General features: G+C 53.8%; 22 protein-coding genes and 2 pseudogenes. 8 read left to right on the top strand and 16 right to left on the bottom strand.

The genetic code is table 11. The features are described 5' to 3' along the window. Positions 1-21 precede the first annotated feature (21 nt). The gene (locus YH3_RS26775; protein ID WP_064444399.1) at positions 22-549 is read right to left on the bottom strand and encodes a hypothetical protein; all 528 of its coding nucleotides are present in this window, start codon (positions 547-549) and stop codon (positions 22-24) included. Positions 550-857: 308 nt separating this feature from the next. Between YH3_RS26775 and YH3_RS26780 the strand changes: the two genes are divergently transcribed. Then, entirely contained in the window at positions 858-1,865 is a 1,008-nt protein-coding gene (locus YH3_RS26780; protein WP_154100305.1) for an IS481 family transposase, read from the top strand. 1,471 nt (positions 1,866-3,336) lie between these two features. On the opposite strand, the gene YH3_RS37410 is transcribed toward YH3_RS26780, so the two are convergent. Then, positions 3,337-3,567 carry a hypothetical protein gene (locus YH3_RS37410; protein ID WP_064444400.1) on the bottom strand — a complete coding sequence of 77 codons (231 nt, stop codon included), beginning with the start codon at positions 3,565-3,567 and terminating at the stop codon, positions 3,337-3,339. Positions 3,568-3,746: 179 nt separating this feature from the next. Between YH3_RS37410 and YH3_RS26790 the strand changes: the two genes are divergently transcribed. Both YH3_RS26790 and YH3_RS36250 read left to right on the top strand, forming a co-directional pair. Then, the gene (locus YH3_RS26790; protein WP_047269524.1) at positions 3,747-4,028 is read left to right on the top strand and encodes a transposase; all 282 of its coding nucleotides are present in this window, start codon (positions 3,747-3,749) and stop codon (positions 4,026-4,028) included. A gap of 235 nt (positions 4,029-4,263) precedes the next feature. After that, positions 4,264-4,614: pseudogene (locus YH3_RS36250) on the top strand (integrase core domain-containing protein); the annotation flags it as partial. A 1,471-nt stretch (positions 4,615-6,085) separates the two neighbouring features. Here YH3_RS36250 and YH3_RS37415 read toward each other — a convergent pair. Next, positions 6,086-6,316, bottom strand: coding sequence for a hypothetical protein (locus tag YH3_RS37415; protein WP_064444400.1), 231 nt, complete (start codon positions 6,314-6,316; stop codon positions 6,086-6,088). Positions 6,317-6,495: 179 nt separating this feature from the next. On the opposite strand from YH3_RS37415, the pseudogene YH3_RS36880 reads away from it, so the two are divergent. Both YH3_RS36880 and YH3_RS26810 read left to right on the top strand, forming a co-directional pair. Next, a pseudogene (locus YH3_RS36880) lies at positions 6,496-6,663 on the top strand (transposase); the annotation flags it as partial. After that, a complete protein-coding gene (locus YH3_RS26810; protein ID WP_238592737.1) occupies positions 6,630-7,613 on the top strand; it encodes an IS3 family transposase in 984 nt (327 codons plus the stop codon). The pseudogene YH3_RS36880 and the gene YH3_RS26810, both read left to right, overlap by 34 nt. Before the next feature lie 524 nt (positions 7,614-8,137). On the opposite strand, the gene YH3_RS26815 is transcribed toward YH3_RS26810, so the two are convergent. The 7 genes from YH3_RS26815 to YH3_RS26850 form a co-directional block, all read right to left on the bottom strand. Next, the gene (locus YH3_RS26815; RefSeq protein WP_064444401.1) at positions 8,138-8,419 is read right to left on the bottom strand and encodes a hypothetical protein; all 282 of its coding nucleotides are present in this window, start codon (positions 8,417-8,419) and stop codon (positions 8,138-8,140) included. 25 nt (positions 8,420-8,444) lie between these two features. Next, positions 8,445-8,585 (bottom strand): hypothetical protein, encoded by a 141-nt coding sequence (locus YH3_RS36255; protein ID WP_158304207.1) that lies wholly within the window; start codon positions 8,583-8,585, stop codon positions 8,445-8,447. Continuing rightward, positions 8,582-8,848, bottom strand: a complete 267-nt coding sequence (locus YH3_RS26820) for a hypothetical protein (RefSeq protein WP_064444402.1) — start codon at positions 8,846-8,848, stop codon at positions 8,582-8,584. The genes YH3_RS36255 and YH3_RS26820 overlap by 4 nt, the downstream gene beginning before the upstream one ends. Then, positions 8,845-9,060 carry a hypothetical protein gene (locus tag YH3_RS26825; RefSeq protein WP_064444403.1) on the bottom strand — a complete coding sequence of 72 codons (216 nt, stop codon included), beginning with the start codon at positions 9,058-9,060 and terminating at the stop codon, positions 8,845-8,847. The genes YH3_RS26820 and YH3_RS26825 overlap by 4 nt, the downstream gene beginning before the upstream one ends. Beyond that, a complete protein-coding gene (locus YH3_RS26830; RefSeq protein WP_030537810.1) occupies positions 9,060-9,299 on the bottom strand; it encodes a hypothetical protein in 240 nt (79 codons plus the stop codon). Before YH3_RS26830 ends, YH3_RS26825 begins: the two co-directional genes overlap by 1 nt. A gap of 268 nt (positions 9,300-9,567) precedes the next feature. Next, the gene (locus tag YH3_RS26840) at positions 9,568-9,987 is read right to left on the bottom strand and encodes a YopX family protein (protein WP_064444405.1); all 420 of its coding nucleotides are present in this window, start codon (positions 9,985-9,987) and stop codon (positions 9,568-9,570) included. 256 nt (positions 9,988-10,243) lie between these two features. Further along, positions 10,244-10,894: a recombinase family protein gene (locus tag YH3_RS26850; RefSeq protein WP_064444407.1), complete on the bottom strand. Its 651-nt coding sequence runs from the start codon at positions 10,892-10,894 to the stop codon at positions 10,244-10,246. Between the two features lie 59 nt (positions 10,895-10,953). Between YH3_RS26850 and YH3_RS26855 the strand changes: the two genes are divergently transcribed. Continuing rightward, positions 10,954-11,136 (top strand): hypothetical protein, encoded by a 183-nt coding sequence (locus tag YH3_RS26855; RefSeq protein WP_154100355.1) that lies wholly within the window; start codon positions 10,954-10,956, stop codon positions 11,134-11,136. Here the strand turns inward: YH3_RS26855 and YH3_RS26860 are convergent. The 6 genes from YH3_RS26860 to YH3_RS26885 form a co-directional block, all read right to left on the bottom strand. Then, positions 11,133-11,621, bottom strand: coding sequence for a hypothetical protein (locus tag YH3_RS26860; protein ID WP_154100356.1), 489 nt, complete (start codon positions 11,619-11,621; stop codon positions 11,133-11,135). The two genes, YH3_RS26855 and YH3_RS26860, sit on opposite strands and share 4 nt — an antisense overlap. Before the next feature lie 83 nt (positions 11,622-11,704). Next, positions 11,705-12,424 carry a ParB N-terminal domain-containing protein gene (locus YH3_RS26865; RefSeq protein WP_064444410.1) on the bottom strand — a complete coding sequence of 240 codons (720 nt, stop codon included), beginning with the start codon at positions 12,422-12,424 and terminating at the stop codon, positions 11,705-11,707. Between the two features lie 41 nt (positions 12,425-12,465). Next, positions 12,466-13,065 carry a hypothetical protein gene (locus YH3_RS35705; protein ID WP_154100358.1) on the bottom strand — a complete coding sequence of 200 codons (600 nt, stop codon included), beginning with the start codon at positions 13,063-13,065 and terminating at the stop codon, positions 12,466-12,468. Further along, complete coding sequence (locus tag YH3_RS26875) at positions 13,052-13,261, bottom strand: general stress protein (protein WP_064444660.1); 210 nt, start codon at positions 13,259-13,261, stop codon at positions 13,052-13,054. Before YH3_RS26875 ends, YH3_RS35705 begins: the two co-directional genes overlap by 14 nt. Then, complete coding sequence (locus YH3_RS26880; protein ID WP_154100359.1) at positions 13,258-13,797, bottom strand: hypothetical protein; 540 nt, start codon at positions 13,795-13,797, stop codon at positions 13,258-13,260. The genes YH3_RS26875 and YH3_RS26880 overlap by 4 nt, the downstream gene beginning before the upstream one ends. A 203-nt stretch (positions 13,798-14,000) precedes the next feature. After that, on the bottom strand, positions 14,001-14,972 hold the full coding sequence (locus YH3_RS26885) for an ERF family protein (protein ID WP_064444413.1): 972 nt from the start codon (positions 14,970-14,972) through the stop codon (positions 14,001-14,003). 555 nt (positions 14,973-15,527) lie between these two features. Here YH3_RS26885 and YH3_RS35160 point away from each other — a divergent pair. Both YH3_RS35160 and YH3_RS26895 read left to right on the top strand, forming a co-directional pair. After that, positions 15,528-16,235, top strand: coding sequence for a replication-relaxation family protein (locus YH3_RS35160; protein ID WP_193777203.1), 708 nt, complete (start codon positions 15,528-15,530; stop codon positions 16,233-16,235). Between the two features lie 102 nt (positions 16,236-16,337). Beyond that, entirely contained in the window at positions 16,338-16,910 is a 573-nt protein-coding gene (locus tag YH3_RS26895; protein WP_082920681.1) for a DUF3560 domain-containing protein, read from the top strand. Positions 16,911-17,702 lie beyond the last annotated feature (792 nt).

Raw genomic sequence — 17,702 nt, forward strand, 5'->3', positions numbered from 1 at the left:
AGGTGGCCCCGCGATCGGGCGCTACTTCTTGACCTTGGGCTTCTTGTAGGTCGAGCTGAATGCGCAGTGCTTGTCGAGACACTTGTTGCTGCCTGGGCTTGTTATGTGCCCGTTCCTGCAGGTCGAGACGCCAGTTGGTTGTTTGATCGCCACAGCCTTCTCGACGGCCTCACCGACGCTTAGAACGGTCGGTGTGCGTAAGTCTGCGATCTCGGCAGTGAGGTCTCGGATCTGAACTGCGAGGTTAACCAGGTCATCGAACGGGATGCAGGCGAGTACGTCATCATCTGCGTTGAACACGAGTGTAGGGATTCGACCAGGACTCGTGCCGGCCTTTGTCTGTCGCATCCACTCTTTAATCGCGATGGACTTGTGATTTTTTGCTTCGATTGAGAATGGGGTGTCTTGGAAGTAGTCGGTCAAATCCATCTTCTGATGCGAACCTGCACCACTTCGCTTGTCCCGCTGGACTCTTGCTCCTAGCTTCTTGCGGAGGGTCTTGGCGATGTGCTCTTCGAGGGACTTGCCCTTCTCGCTCGACACGCTCATGACATGTCCTCTTCGACGAGCGCTTTTAGGTGTTCGTCACCAGACAGGTCAACGATCCTCTGAACGATCGCTGCAAGAACGCGAGGTTCAACGTATCCATGCTGGATCATCCCGTTCAGAGTCAACAAGTGCGGTTGTGGCTGCAGCTTGGCTAACGTCATTACTCGACCACCCGTACGCGCTTCTTCCGTGACTTAGCTGTTGTGGGTATGGACGTTGTTGACGCGGGACTGAAGTAGACGGGCTGGTCCTCGGCGTAAGAATGGGAGTTGCGACACAACCGTTCTCGACCAAAAAGGACCAGCCCTGTGACACACCGTAATGCCCCACTCACTGTCGAAGGAAGACGACGACTCGTCGAGCGGTGCCAGAGCCGTCCGATCGCCCACGTCGCCGCAGAAATGGGTATCTCACGCCAATGCGCATCCAAGTGGGTCAACCGGCACCGCAAGTACGGTGACCTGGGACTGCAGGACCGATCCAGCACACCAATACACCAACCGGCCGCCACCGCGGCAGGGATCGTGACCGAGATCGAATCCATGCGACGAACCCGAAAATGGTCGGCCTCACGCATCACCTTCGAACTGGGAACCGACGGCATCGTCATTGCTCGTCGAACAGTCACGAAAATTCTGCGGAACCTAGGATTGCACCGTCGCCGGTTCATCGACCCGAACGGCGAAACCAACCGAAAACCCCAGGTCATCATTGCGAAACGACCTGGTCAGATGGTCCACGTCGATGTGAAGAAAGTCGGGAAGATCCCCGACGGCGGCGGCTGGCGTGCCCACGGCCGCGGCTCCGAGCAGGCCAAACGATCCGAGCGCCGGAAAAAGAAGAACAAACAGGCCCGCCTCGGCTACACCTATCTGCATTCCGCGATCGACGGCAACACCCGCCTGGCGTACACCGAAGCCCGCGACAACGAAACCGCTGCAACAGCCATCGATTTCATGAACAACGCCCGCGTCTTCTTCGCCGCACACGGAATCGCTCGCATCGAGCGCGTGATCACCGACAACGGATCATGCTATCGCGCAGCAGATTTCACATCTTCACTGCGAGAGGCACGGCACTACCGGATCAAGCCGTACACCCCGAAACACAACGGGAAGGTCGAGCGCTACAACCGCATCCTCGCCGAAGAACTGCTGTACTCCCGCGAGTACACCAGCGAAGCCCAGCGTCGCACCGCCGTCGAAATCTGGAATGTTCACTATAATTATCACCGACCGCATTCAACACGCGGAGGACGACCGCCTGCCGCTTACCGCCGGCACCGCGTAACTAACGTCCGTGCCTCATACACCTAGATACCCGTCATGAGTCCACGTACTAGCCGAATGTGTGCGGATTACGTTCCACTGGTGGTACTTCAGAGAAGCTGGAGGGCAAACTTTGAAGCGGTACAGATGTGGGAACTCGTGACAGGTACGAAGTGCTGATCCAGGTGCAGAGATCAGCGACTTTGGATCAGGGGGTGAGCTGGGCTTGAAAGGAGAGTTACTCGAAAGCTTCACTTGCGCCTTATTAATCGGCGCGACCCTCTCACCTAAACCCTGACCAGTAGAGCGCACGAACTGTGGGTTCATGCGCCCACTTCCCAGCACACGATGAATATGCCGGGAAGTGGAAGTGGTTCATGCGGTTAAATGGCTGCTAGTAGCAAGTAGATTCTAATTACCTCGAAATCGAGGGTTTTAGAATAGAAGCCCCATCACCCCAGGTCTAGGGCTGCGTTCGCTACGGTCATACTGGGTTTTGCCGTAATCTACTCTATTTCACTAGCCCTACTACTAGCAGTTGGACTATGTAAGCCACGAGACTTTACTCGAAACCCTGTTTTGATTGCTCGAAAGAGCCTGTCTTACATGGTCCATGTTGTGCATACAAGGCAGGGATTCGACGAGATGGAGCGCCCGCTACTGTCTCCAATTTGTAAAGCGATCACCTTGTTACTCGTATAGTCACCCTGCATGTCGCCAGAGGTAGTGTACATCTAGCTCCCCTCACACCTGATTGGATACAGTTCCTATTGGGAGTGCGACCACACTCTTACCCGAGCCAGGTCTGTGCGCGTTTACCTATTCCGCCACTTGTATGCACATTAGAACGCACCAGGTAGCTGTAAAAAATCGCAATTCAATGCTCTAATTATTTTCTGATGCGCCCATTTAACTGCATGAACTGTATTGAGCGTATGGTGCTAGTAGCAACAGGCAGTCCCGTTATTTCTGCTCTGGTTTAGTTATATTCCGCCAGTTTCCATCTAGCTGGACTAGCGCCACGAATGACGTATGTGAGGGCTTCCCGTTAAGGCTAGTGTCACCTCTTGATTCGTTACTGCCAGCACTACTACGCTCAATACTCTAATTCTGTAAAGGTGCAACTCGGCCGCCCTCGCTGTGCGGCTAAGTGTGGTGCTTGGTTGCCGTCCTGATCAGACATGGCCTTACCGTTCGAGACGGGGTTTTGCGGGCAACCTTGCTACCTTCTGGGTCTCACTATCGCAGTGAACGCTTTCGTGAGATGAAAGACTGTGAGCGCGATAATATTGGCTCCTTGTCTTTGCGAGCCTCACGTGCTCGGCGCTTCGTCTTGTACTGGCCGATCAACCGTAGAAACGGTGTGTCATCGGCGTGCTCGTACTCAAGATTGATGTTCACGATTTCACGCTCTGTATTCATTGCTTTGGTGTTCCCCTCTGCGAATAACTATGAGCCAAACCGTCTTCTTTTGCAATAGCGAAATGTCACGAAATGCGTTGTGGTTGTGGATAACTCGCTACTTGGTGAACAGGTACAGATGGCCGTCATCATCTTCAACAGAGTGGATGGTGTTCAGGGCGAAGTCGTGCGCGATACCTGCCTCATCCCAGTTGACATGTTGCCTCATGTCTTCGGGTAGGTACTGCCTCAACTGATCCAGCTGAGCTTCGAGTCCACTCTCGATCAAGTAGTCGGCTGCGTACGCCTCGATGCTCTCGAAGTGGCCCAGGTAGTGGTCCTCGAACATGTTGATCGCTGCTTCTAGCTCTTCACCGTTCCTGAAGCCGACGTACTCAAGCCAGTGGGCGACTGCGATTCCCTTACCCGTGACAGCCTGCTCGACCCGTTTGGCATGACCCCCGTGAAGTGACCCGCAAGTTATGAGAATCCTTCCGCCCTGATCAAGGGCATGAAAGGCTTCATCTCATGGCTGGACGCAAACGGCACACACCCGAACAGATCATCCGCAAACTGCGCCACGGCGACGAACTCGCCGCCACAGGCGCCGACGTCGAGGAAATCGCCCGACAACTCGACGTCTCGGTGCCGACGCTCTACAACTGGCGCAAGCAGTACGGCGGTATGAAAGCCGACGACGCCAAAGAGTTCAAGGAACTCAAGAACGAGAACGCCCTGCTCAAGAAGCTCCTCGCCGAAGCCGAGCTCGAAAAGGCTGCCCTCAAGGAGATTGCTCGGGGAAAATTCTGAGCCCGACCGCCAAACGAAACGCCGTGATGATGCTCCAGGAAACAATGGGGCTCTCGCAGCGTTTCGCCTGCAGAATCGTCGGGCAACCACGATCGACCCAACGCAAGAAAGTAGCAAGGAACACCTCGGATGATCCGGATGCCGATCTGCGGAAGTGGTTGCGGGACTGGGCCAAAGTCAACCAGCGAAAAGGGTTCCGGCGGGCATGGGCGGACTTGCGTGCCGCGGGAACAACGCCCGCGTCTTCTTCGCCGCACACGGAATCGCTCGCATCGAGCGCGTGATCACCGACAACGGATCATGCTATCGCGCAGCAGATTTCACATCTTCACTGCGAGAGGCACGGCACTACCGGATCAAGCCGTACACCCCGAAACACAACGGGAAGGTCGAGCGCTACAACCGCATCCTCGCCGAAGAACTGCTGTACTCCCGCGAGTACACCAGCGAAGCCCAGCGTCGCACCGCCGTCGAAATCTGGAATGTTCACTATAATTATCACCGACCGCATTCAACACGCGGAGGACGACCGCCTGCCGCTTACCGCCGGCACCGCGTAACTAACGTCCGTGCCTCATACACCTAGATACCCGTCATGAGTCCACGTACTAGCCGAATGTGTGCGGATTACGTTCCACTGGTGGTACTTCAGAGAAGCTGGAGGGCAAACTTTGAAGCGGTACAGATGTGGGAACTCGTGACAGGTACGAAGTGCTGATCCAGGTGCAGAGATCAGCGACTTTGGATCAGGGGGTGAGCTGGGCTTGAAAGGAGAGTTACTCGAAAGCTTCACTTGCGCCTTATTAATCGGCGCGACCCTCTCACCTAAACCCTGACCAGTAGAGCGCACGAACTGTGGGTTCATGCGCCCACTTCCCAGCACACGATGAATATGCCGGGAAGTGGAAGTGGTTCATGCGGTTAAATGGCTGCTAGTAGCAAGTAGATTCTAATTACCTCGAAATCGAGGGTTTTAGAATAGAAGCCCCATCACCCCAGGTCTAGGGCTGCGTTCGCTACGGTCATACTGGGTTTTGCCGTAATCTACTCTATTTCACTAGCCCTACTACTAGCAGTTGGACTATGTAAGCCACGAGACTTTACTCGAAACCCTGTTTTGATTGCTCGAAAGAGCCTGTCTTACATGGTCCATGTTGTGCATACAAGGCAGGGATTCGACGAGATGGAGCGCCCGCTACTGTCTCCAATTTGTAAAGCGATCACCTTGTTACTCGTATAGTCACCCTGCATGTCGCCAGAGGTAGTGTACATCTAGCTCCCCTCACACCTGATTGGATACAGTTCCTATTGGGAGTGCGACCACACTCTTACCCGAGCCAGGTCTGTGCGCGTTTACCTATTCCGCCACTTGTATGCACATTAGAACGCACCAGGTAGCTGTAAAAAATCGCAATTCAATGCTCTAATTATTTTCTGATGCGCCCATTTAACTGCATGAACTGTATTGAGCGTATGGTGCTAGTAGCAACAGGCAGTCCCGTTATTTCTGCTCTGGTTTAGTTATATTCCGCCAGTTTCCATCTAGCTGGACTAGCGCCACGAATGACGTATGTGAGGGCTTCCCGTTAAGGCTAGTGTCACCTCTTGATTCGTTACTGCCAGCACTACTACGCTCAATACTCTAATTCTGTAAAGGTGCAACTCGGCCGCCCTCGCTGTGCGGCTAAGTGTGGTGCTTGGTTGCCGTCCTGATCAGACATGGCCTTACCGTTCGAGACGGGGTTTTGCGGGCAACCTTGCTACCTTCTGGGTCTCACTATCGCAGTGAACGCTTTCGTGAGATGAAAGACTGTGAGCGCGATAATATTGGCTCCTTGTCTTTGCGAGCCTCACGTGCTCGGCGCTTCGTCTTGTACTGGCCGATCAACCGTAGAAACGGTGTGTCATCGGCGTGCTCGTACTCAAGATTGATGTTCACGATTTCACGCTCTGTATTCATTGCTTTGGTGTTCCCCTCTGCGAATAACTATGAGCCAAACCGTCTTCTTTTGCAATAGCGAAATGTCACGAAATGCGTTGTGGTTGTGGATAACTCGCTACTTGGTGAACAGGTACAGATGGCCGTCATCATCTTCAACAGAGTGGATGGTGTTCAGGGCGAAGTCGTGCGCGATACCTGCCTCATCCCAGTTGACATGTTGCCTCATGTCTTCGGGTAGGTACTGCCTCAACTGATCCAGCTGAGCTTCGAGTCCACTCTCGATCAAGTAGTCGGCTGCGTACGCCTCGATGCTCTCGAAGTGGCCCAGGTAGTGGTCCTCGAACATGTTGATCGCTGCTTCTAGCTCTTCACCGTTCCTGAAGCCGACGTACTCAAGCCAGTGGGCGACTGCGATTCCCTTACCCGTGACAGCCTGCTCGACCCGTTTGGCATGACCCCCGTGAAGTGACCCGCAAGTTATGAGAATCCTTCCGCCCTGATCAAGGGCATGAAAGGCTTCATCTCATGGCTGGACGCAAACGGCACACACCCGAACAGATCATCCGCAAACTGCGCCACGGCGACGAACTCGCCGCCACAGGCGCCGACGTCGAGGAAATCGCCCGACAACTCGACGTCTCGGTGCCGACGCTCTACAACTGGCGCAAGCAGTACGGCGGTATGAAAGCCGACGACGCCAAAGAGTTCAAGGAACTCAAGAACGAGAACGCCCTGCTCAAGAAGCTCCTCGCCGAAGCCGAGCTCGAAAAGGCTGCCCTCAAGGAGATTGCTCGGGGAAAATTCTGAGCCCGACCGCCAAACGAAACGCCGTGATGATGCTCCAGGAAACAATGGGGCTCTCGCAGCGTTTCGCCTGCAGAATCGTCGGGCAACCACGATCGACCCAACGCAAGAAAGTAGCAAGGAACACCTCGGATGATCCGGATGCCGATCTGCGGAAGTGGTTGCGGGACTGGGCCAAAGCGAATGCCCGCAAGGGATTTCGTCGGGCGTGGGCGGACTTGCGTGCCGCGGGCTGGGTGATTAACAAGAAGAAGGTTCAGCGACTCTGGCGCGAGGAAGGACTGCGGGTGAACGTCCGCAAGATACGTAAACGGGCCGGCGCCTCGACTACTCCGATCACCGAGGCAGATGCACCGAAGGTTGTGTGGGCGATCGACTTTCAGTTCGACTCGACCACCGAGGGCCGGAAGTTCAAGATCGCGTCGATGGTCGACGAACACACCCGCCAGTCCGTACTGAACATTGTCGAGCGATCCATCCCGGCAGAGGACCTCGTCGCAGCGTTGAAGAAGGCGTTCGCGCTCTGGGGCGGCCCACCGCAGGTCCTGCGGTGCGACAACGGGCCCGAGTTCATCTCCGAGGCGCTGAGGACGTTCTGCGAGGATCAGGTCGGTATCGGCTACGTTCCACCTGGTCAGCCGTGGAAAAACGGCTACATCGAGTCCTTCAACAACCGTGTCCGTGACGAATGCCTGAACATGAACGAATTCCACAGCCTCCTCGAAGCTCGGGTGGTCATCGAGGACTGGAAGGAGGACTACAACAACCGGCACCGTCATTCATCGCTGGCGTATCGAACTCCAAATGAGTACGCTGCCAGCTGTATTCACACGCATTGATTCTCTGATAGCGAGTGGCTCACCAAATGGGGTCCTGCCACGTTCAAGTAGCTCGGGATCTTCTTCGCCGAGTGGGCAACCTACGGAGTGAGGGGCGGATATGTGAGCTCGACAGGCGGGGCAGAAGTCGTCTTGTTCAGTTGGTTCATCTGGGGGCGTGAGCCACTGCTTCGACCATCCTTCGACGGGATCATGTGACTCACGTGCCATGACGTACGCGCCAAGGGCTTCAAGGTGTTCGCGGTTGTAGTCGGTGTCGGCGTTAGCCCAAGACTCGTTGATCTCAGCGACTACCTGGGGTAGATCGATAGCTCCAGTACTGGTGAGGCTGTAGAGGGCGCTGGACGCGCCGCCATGCCATTGCGAGGCGATCACGCGTGCGCCAGCGTCTCCAATTGAGCGTTCTTCTGATGTGGCGCTTGCTATTTCGTGGTCGATGAGTTGTTCATCTGACCAGTGTTCGGATCTATTTAGTTGTTCCATGGTAGTAGTTCTCGTTTAAGTGGTGTTAGTCGCGGTTGTAGTCAGTCTGGGACCGCTTCGCTCGTATAGAGCTGTGCTTTGCCGACCGCTTCTTGTGTGGGCTCGATCCCAACCTGGTAGGCCGCGACGAGCCGACAGACTTCATTGTTGTAATCGACTAGCCCTTCGATGCGAATCATGTTCGGCCCCCAATCAAGGTCTGTTGCTTGCACTCTGACGCTCAGTTCGCCGTGGTCGGTGCACAGCACAAGAGTGGTTACCTCTGGTGACGGAATCGTGTAGGGATTGCCATCGATCGCGAGTATGAGTGGGTAGCGAACCATGAAGTCAAGCTAGCTCAGTGAAGGGCTACGTGTGCCAGATCAGCACTGGAACGATGAACAGCGACAGGTACAGGGTTCCAACGATGATCACGGCGATTACCAGGAACATCGCGATCCATCGGCCGGCCAGCTTGAGTGCGGGGATCAAGTAGGGGAGAAGGTTCATGCAGCCACTCCGTGAAGCTCGTTGTACATCACGGCATGGTTCTCTGCATTCGTGATGTCCCCGTTCATCGCCTGGTACCAGCTGCCGCCATCCAGACTGAGTTCGCCGCATTTACAGGTAACCCAGTCGTGTCGGTTCTTGCTACGGATGATCCACCCGCACTTGGTGTGCCGTACCTGGTTGATGAAAATGTCGCCAACGTCCAGCTTCCGACGCTCGATTGAAGGGGTGTTTATGGTGGTGAACTCGAGGTAGTCGGTCATGCCGCCACTCCGTCATCCTGGTGCCCGTCATAGATGTAGAACCACAGCGATCCCTTGTCGTGGATACTGCGGATCAGATGACCTTCGTGTTTCAGGTCGAGGACGCGAGCGGGGTAGCGCCACGCGACCTTGCGGAGTTCAAGATTGCTGACTTTGCCCTTCGCCTTGAGCAGTTTGAGGATCTTGGCTGTGTGAGTTTCCTTGGTAGCCATTACGAATTGACTCGTCCATCTGGTGACACCCCGACGTACAGCCGTGACTCACCATCTACGTAACCGCCAACCCAACCCTCGGCATAGCCTGGACACATTGCTGCATCAGGTGGGTAGACGTAGTAGTCGTCAGCTCGGTACTCCACGCCGTAGCGGTGGCAGAGGTTGCGTAGTGCTTCCTCTTGAGCAGTGTTGATCTTGTAGCGTTCGGGTTCTTCGGGGGAGGGGAAGCGTTCCATCAGTTGCTCCCTCGCTGGGGTTTTCGTTCAACCCAGGGGAGGCGATCGCCTTTATCGCCGTTTGCTTTGGCAACGGCCAGTGCATCTGACAGACCCCTCTTAATGCCACGCAGACGTCCGCGTACTTCGTGAAGTGCCGCAACGTCTGGTGTGTGGGCGAGTGCGTTGGTTGCTTCGCCCAGCAGTAGTTCAATGTCAATGCGGCCCAACGCAATCCAGTACTGGCGCTTGCCGGATGGTGCGATTTGATCGTGTCTGAATCTCATAGTTAGTTCTCCTTGTTTAGACCGGTGTGGATGCTTCCGACAATCCGGTAGTTCGATTGAGTGGGGTTGTCAGCCCCGAACGAAACGACGCCGGAGGCTGTGTCCCGATCTTCGTATTCCAGGAAGAATCCGACGCCCTGTTGATCGCCAGTGTCGAACGATCCAAAGTGCAGAGCGCCGATTCGACCCTTCGGGTCCTCAAGTAGATCGCCCTGAAAGATGTCCAGGCCACGGGTGTCGCGTAGTCCCGTAAATAGACCTGCGGTTTCAGGCCGAATATGGACTACGGTCGATGGTCGTCCGCCCTTGCCGTTTCCCGGATCGAGCATGTTGATGAAGTCAAATCCCATGTACATCCGCGGTGAGGTGTAGATCCACTTATTGCCGCCCCTGGCAAGCGCTCGTAGTTTCAGTTGTTTCATAAATGGCTCTCCTTATTAAGTTATGTGCTCGCTGGCACAGCCTGACGACGAGCGGGTGTATAGCAACTAACATCGCGATTTCGCTTGGATGGTTAGTTACGCTCGACGGCCAGCAATGCCAGCGGTTTGTCAAGAGAAAAGTTGTTCACTTGACGATTTTCTATTTCAATGTGCTGCTACCTGTGAACAAGTTTCCCATTGACTTTCGCTGCGATTTGATGTCGCAACTACGTCCAGCAGATCTTGCATATATTTACTAATTGGTGGTTTTGTTGTGGCGTCTCCATAACAATTCCCGGTCCAAATTTTGACGTTTGATGTAGCGATTCAATGTTTCGCGGTTCACGTCAAACATGCGAGCGATCGCGGCCTTGGAGACTCGTTTCAGCTGAAGTTCGAGGATCTGCTCGTCTTTGCCATACAGCTTGAGGTTTTCGACCTTGCCCGAACCAACTGGCCGGCCCAGGATCATGCCTTCAGCTTTCTTACGTGCCAACGCTTCCCGTGTTCGTGCCGAGATGAGATTGCGCTCTATCTCAGCAGACAGTCCGAACGCGAACGCGAGCACCTTGGAGTTGATGTCGTCCTTGAAGACGATGTTCTCCTTGACCGCGACGACACCGATGCCACGATCGAGTAGGTCATGGATCGTGTTCTGTACGTCCAAAAGCCGACGCGAGATACGACTGGTCTCGCTCACGACGAGCATGTCGCCGCGTTCAAGCCCTTCGAGTACTTCGCTTAACTTTCGTTCGGTGAGGGCGCTCTTGTAGCCACTGATCGTCTCGCCCACAGTCTCAGTGATCTCGATACGTTCTCGCTCGGCAAAGATGCGTATGCCGCTGAGTTGGTTCTCCACGTCTTGCTTGTTGGTACTGACTCGCACATAGGCGATGACTCTTGGCATATGCCTCCTCTTGGTGGTTGCTGGTGATTGGTGTCTGGGCGGACCTGTACGGTCATCCGATGAACTTTGGTGAATTTGTCTTGTCGATCCTGCTGGTTGCTGCGCTCTTCGCCTTTAGTTTGTGGGCGATGACGGAGAAAGCGTGGGCAACCGCTGCCGCGCTCAGTGGGTTCTTCGCGATCTGCGGGGCTATCGGGGTCATCTGGACCGCCCTAGCATGGCTCGGCCACGTTCTGTTTTAGTCCTTCTTCACCCGCAACGTGCCAGCTGTGAGGTCGAGCCTCTTCTCTAGCTCGGCTATGGAGAGTTCGGTGATCTCTTCAGGTGGGGTGTCTTGTTTGACTGTCCAGCCTCTAGCTTTTAGTTCCGCAACCGACCAAAGCGCATCCACCACGTCGAGATCGTCAGCCTTACTAAGAGCTGCGCTATTTGGGAAAACGTCGATGACCATCTTGGTTTGTCCGAACTCTGCTTCGATCAGATCGCCTACTTCGAGGTTGTCAAACGTCTTGACGCTACGGACGAGTTCTAAGTGCCCGCTGTATACGCCGTTGCCATCGGTGTCGTTGTAGTAGACGGTGTCGCTCTCACTCCAGTTATTTGAGCTCACTCTGGCGATAGTGAATACCCGGCCAAATGTCCAGCCAGCTCCACCTCTACTCTCCTGTGGATCTCTGGGAGTAATACAGCGTACCTTCTGTCCTACTTGAAATTTCGTTGCTTTCATATCACCTCCTTCGGTGTTGGTTGGCTTAAATTGGATGATCGATCGACAACGTGGGTGACGGGGTTGGTGTTCACCCGTCATTGCTAGAACAGTCTCAGCTTGCTTTCCTCAGCCACTCCCTTGTTGAAGATCTTCTCGAGTTGCCGCTTGTATTCAAGGACGACCGCACGATCAGGGAGCTGGTAACCGAATCGAGTCAGCTTGCGGATCATCGTTTTGTGGTCGTACTGCGGACTTTTGATGACACCGACAACAGCCTGGCTGAACGGCTCGCCGAAACGATCTGCACCAGCAGCCTGAAGCACCTCGTGAAGAAGTACTGCGACTTCGTAGGCACGCGCCCTGTCGTTGATCACTAGTTCTCCAGCCATGAACGGGCTTGCCGCCATGCCTCGTCCGCCACACGCCGCCTCTCCCACGATCAACATGGCGCATCGATAGCTCAGGCCAAACTTATTGACGAAGGATAGAAACCACTCGTACTCGGTGTTTCCGAGATCAGCGTATGAGACCGCCATGTCCCGCCAACTCCAGTTGCGGCCACCCCTGTTGATATGTCGAACGGTGTCGATATTGGCGTGAGGTTGCACGATGTATGAAACGTCATATCCAAGTTCGCGCAGTGCTGCCAGACGGTGTTGGCCATCGATGACGTACATGTCCTTGGTGACAACGATCGGAAACTGGCCTGTCAGATTCCCGTTCTCAAGTATGAGATTCTGCAGCTCAACAGCGTGAGCTGGATTGACTGATCGATTACCTGGCAATGTCTTGAACTGGTCGAGATTGCGGGTGTTCTGCACCCTTAACGATCGGCTACCGGAGATGTTTCGATTCCTCACGACTATGCCTTTGTTCCTTTCCTTGCAGTTGTCACCTTCTTCGGTCGTCCGACAGGCTTCGCAGCCGTGGTCTTGATCGAGGTGCGTTTGGCCGGCTTCTTCGCGCTGATCTTGAATGCCTCGAACTGATCCAGCTCGTCTTGCGTCATGTAGGCAGGTTCTACGGCAAACACCTCGACGAAGTAGTTCGGCTCGTCTTCAACAGCTTTGCGGGGGTAGGTGACGGTCTTGCGTCCATGCTCGTCTTCGTACTTGATGAAGCTCTGGTCGAGGACGGTGTAGTCCTGGTCTCCGTCGTCACATTTCTCTTGTACGAGTGCGCCTTTGGTGAGTTCTGGTAGTTCTTTGGTTAGTTTAAATGTTCGTCGTTTCATAATTGTTACTCCGTAGTTTATTGGTTGCAAGTCTGCCTCAGTGAAAAAGTCTCCACCATGACCAGACTGAAGTTCGTGAACGGTATAGGTGTTAGGGCCCTCGGAGCCAACCTCGGTAATCCAGCAGATTCCGTTGACACTTCTTTTATGGACATTGCTGCTTCGTAGATCTCCGTAGATGGATTTGCTGATCATCCTTACCTGATCGCCTTTTCTAAATTTGCTCATCCTTCACCTCCTTCTTTCCTCGTTTACTTATTCGTCCACCTTTCGCACCTGCGATCCGTGCTAGCTTGCGGTCGGCAGCAAAGCCGCCAGTCGTGCCCAGACGTCCACCGATCGCGCCGATCTTCTTGTAGAAATCTGGGTCTTTCGCGAGGTTACGGTCCCTAGCTTTTAGCCCGCCGGCCTTCGTACCGCTCACCTGTTGCTCCACGGGAACCATGAACGGTTGCTCCTGTTGATCGCCACCGTGCTTCGAGAATCAGCGTCCTGAAGTGCCTTGATCGCAGACTGGTTGCGTCGGTTATCTAGCTTGAGTGAGTCGTGTTGCAGGCTCAGATCTTCAAGTCGCTCGGATAGCTTCTCGACCAATGCCGTTAACTGACGATTCGTAGCCTGGCTCTCTTCATACGCCTCGTTGAGCATGTGGGCAGTCACTTCATCATGACGCAGCTCAGGGGTGGGCTGAGGAGCCTTCATAGGTTTTGGTGGGCGGTGTGTCTTTGTCGCAACGGGTCGCGGTGCTGGGTTCATTGCTCTCTTGGCAGATATACGCTGCGCTTGTGCGTTCCGGCGTCTTTGGAACTCCTCCCAGGTCTTCGCCCGGCGGATGAGGTTGACCGTAGATACCTTGTACCCGGTTTGCATTGCGATTTCTTCTGGAGTTGATTTCTTCGATCGTGCAACGATGCTGTCGAATTTCTCCTTATTGATCTTGGTTGAGCCACTTGCTGGCATAGTTGGTTTCTCCCGAGGTCTCCACCTCTCTAATTGTTATTGCGCTGGCTCGTTTGACCTGCTTGATGCTGCGAGCAGCGTCCCTATCGCTTGAAGCAACGATTTCTCGTGCTCTGATAGCGGTTTCGGGTTGTCTAGTTGAACGTCAGCTTCCATCTCGTATTGACGAACCTCCCGTGGATCGTTCCACCAGGCGAGACTCATTACGCAGTCTCTACCGGGGGAGTGATGCTGTCATCAGTCCACTCGGGTGGTAGGTCATACGTTCCCGCTTTGATTTCCTCAACTGCTTCAGCGATCGCGGTGATCTCTTCAGCCGTACAGTTCTTCAGGAAGGGTTTGCTCGTCCCGAACTTACTTCCAGTCACGTGACCGACCAGGTTGCGCCGTGCCTTGTCCGATATAGGTAGATCCAACATGTGTCGTTGGAGGTTCAGAACTACATCGTCCTTACCAGAGGTCTTTACGATGATCTCGTTCGGTACAACTTGGTCGCGATCACCAGTGAATACAGGTGTGGCAGGCGTTTCGTCATTCCTCAAGATTCGTGCTTTCTCGGACACAAGCTTGCGTAGATTCGCGATCGCTACAGTTGCGTGGTCCTCTGTTCGGAGGGACACGAGACGAGTATCGATCTGCTCCTTTGGAAACTTCAGATCTACGCACAGTTGTCGGATCTCGCTGATTTGTTCGTCGGTGGGCTTAGCCTGCCGGTTGGCGGCCTTGTTCCCGTCGTCGTCATCGTCCTCTGCAGATAGTCCGAGAATCGCCATCGTAGTCTGTCGCCGTTGATACGTGATTGCTGAACCCAGTCCTTGAGGATCGTTCTTGACCAGTAGAAGGTCAGTGTCATGCATTACTCCCACACCTGATTCGTGTACCAGGTAGCTGCGGAGGAAGTGCTTGCCGTCCTTCGACATCACCCACTGCGTGAGTGCTAGTTTGTGCTTCGAGAGCAGTGGAAGAGCGGCATTTTGGACGTCTGCAAGTTCGGCGTAAGTATTGCCGTAGTGTGCGTTCTTTGCGCCTTTGATGACCGTCTTAACCTCGCCCTGAAGCTTTACAAGAGCTGCTGCGATGGCTGGTGGCATTAGAAGGGGAAGCTCAGGCGCAGCCGGCATCTCTGCTGGCTTCTTAACCTCGCTTGGTTCTTCCTGCTTTTCCTTTTCTGCCATCTGCAATCTCCTTATTAAGTTGTTTCTCTATCCGCTGCAGGTCGGGATCTCTCATCACTAGATCATCTAGGACCATGGATCGCGACACTGTGTGCCCAAGTTCTTCGGTCAGCTTCTCCGCTCGCACATCGACTGCTTTAGCTCGTGTAGCTGGAAACAGGACGCTGAACATTGATTTCTTGGTTCCCCATTTGCGGACTTGCTTCGGGTATCTCTCGTTCGGTTTGTTCATAATTTAAGAATCTTCCATCTATTTAGTTACAGCCCCCTGCTTAATGTCTTGTGTGTCGAATCGGTTAGTCTGTCCAGCTCACAATGTGCTGCGTTGATTCACTAATAACTATGAGCCAAACACGTAAATTATGCAATAGCGAAATGTGACCTGTGGAAAACTCAGTTCATGACATTGTGTGGTTAAATGTTAAGGAGATGAGCTATGTTTCAACCCAGTACCAGCCACCAGGCAGCCCCCAGGGTCGAGACATACCCTTGGAGCCTCCTACCAGCGGAGACGAACCACCGCACGCTGCCGTTCAGTACCTGTATCGTTCTTCTATGCAGTTACTTGCCCGCGACAGGGAGATCCTCAACTTGGTCAGTCGCTTCTCTCAGCTGTCCAGCGGACATATTGATGCCCTGATCTTTTCCGAACTTGCATCCAGAACGCCATGCTCAAATGCTTTGCGACGACTAACTGGACTCGGCTTGCTGCACCGTGTCAATCAGATGTTGCCTGGTGGTGCTCGTGGGGGATCGCAGCGGTATTGCTATGCCCTCGGGCCGAACGCTTGGCGCATGTACTCAAGTACTCGATACCGACCGCAGCGGACATTGAACCCCCACACTCTCGCAATCGCTGATGCTTACGTGGCAATCAAACAGGCTGAGCGCGAGAAGTGGGTGGATGTACTGACTTACGGGACTGAGCCTGACAGTTGGATTGATGTTGCTGGTGCTGATCTTCGCCCTGATTTGTATGTCGAGCTTGGACTGCGGGAGAAGCGCGAGCGAGTGGTGCTGTGGCTGGAGGTAGATATGGGCAGTGAACGACAGAAGCAGATCCTTGAAAAAGTCGACCGTTACAAGTACGCGCTCGAACACTCGGCTGAGTACCCGCTCGATGTGTTCCCTAGCGTGCTTTTTCTGGCCTGTGACGAGGCTCGGGCAGATGAGTTGAGAACTATCCTCCGTCGTGCACCGCAGTCACCTGAGGGCTTTATATCAGTTGCGTTGTTGTCGAGTTTTCCACAGCTCTTGAGGTAGATAGCACAACGCTTTGGCTATTGGTTATTTGCGGGGGTGGTGAGATAATAGGTATAGAGGTGGCGACACCTGAATAACAATATAAAAGCTGGAGATTTGAATATGACATATAGGGAACGAAGATTAGCAAGGGCCGCTCGACTTGAAGAATGGGCAGAGAAACGAGCAGCCAAGGCAGAAGACAACTTCACTACGGTTCGTAATCTGGTAAAGGATGTACCGTTTGGCCAACCAGTACTAGTAGGGCATCACTCTGAACGTGCATCTCTGCGACACCGTGATCGAGTAATCGGTGCCATGGATCGCGGCGTGGAGAACTCGCAGAAGTCAGAAGAGATGAAGTCCAAGGCAAGTAACATTCGATCTGCCGTAGACCGCGCAATCTATGACGATGACGCGGACGCGATCGATCGGCTGAGAAAACAGATAGCCAAGGCTGAAAAACTGCGCTATGAAATAAAGGCCTATAACTTGTCTGTAAAAGCTGGGCATGCGGACGAGTCGCTGCTTGGTGAGGATATGAGAAGGAATCTACACAAGCTGCAGGGCATGCCAGGCATGATGGGTAAGGGTGGACAGCTGCCGTCATCTCTTTGTAGTGGTCTATCGTCAGGTATATCTAAGAATAGAAAGCGGCTTGCGAGGCTCGAACGTGACAGTTCGGCAAATCGTTGATACGAGAACGGGCGAGATCATGGATCTCGCCCCAAGTAAGAAGTCGGTCAGGCCTAACCCTGTGCTCTACAGACGCAGAGCGGCCGGAGATGACTCCGCACTGTTTATAAGTTTGCTCGGCCTCCTGCTGGCCTCCATAGCACTTGCAAACTAAAGAAGAACCCCGCTACTTAGCGGGGTTCTTCTTGTCTGAGGCACCCTTACGGGCGGGGCTAGGCCTCCTATACATATTACGACGATCGTAGTTCATCATGAAAGTTTTGTGGCGTTTCAGGTTCTCTGCGAGATCAGCTTGTCTTGCTGCGTCTGTGGTGGGTGACGGCGTTTGAGGGATGACGATGCGTCTGTTGGTAAGAGGGAGTTGTTTTTCGTTATCCACCATGCTGTCTTCAGTATGGCATGAGGCGGGGGATTGTGGAATATGGAAAACGTCAAGTATTGCAAATTGTGTCGATCTGCTTATAATGAAGTACAGCAAGCATCTATCTTCAAATGGTGTAAGTCTTGCTCCTGAGATTTACCTCGGAGGGCGTTGCAATTTATTGAGGTTTCTATATAATAGGACGTGAAGATAGATGCTAAGGCACTCCGTAAGGGGTGCTTTTCTTGTATCTCGTGGGAGACTTGAAGACCGTTACGGTTCGGATGCGAGCATAAAGAAGTGATGAAATGAACGGCTCAGCGTTTTAGGGGTATCGTAACAACCCTCGCTTTGTACTGATAGTGCTCTGCTAACTCTAGCTACCTTTACAATTCGGCAAGTTATAGACACGCATCCGCCACCCTCCACGC

Origin of the sequence: Rhodococcus sp. YH3-3, assembly GCF_001653035.1 — a bacterium.
In the GTDB taxonomy this organism is placed as follows: Bacteria; Actinomycetota; Actinomycetes; order Mycobacteriales; family Mycobacteriaceae; genus Rhodococcus_F; species Rhodococcus_F qingshengii.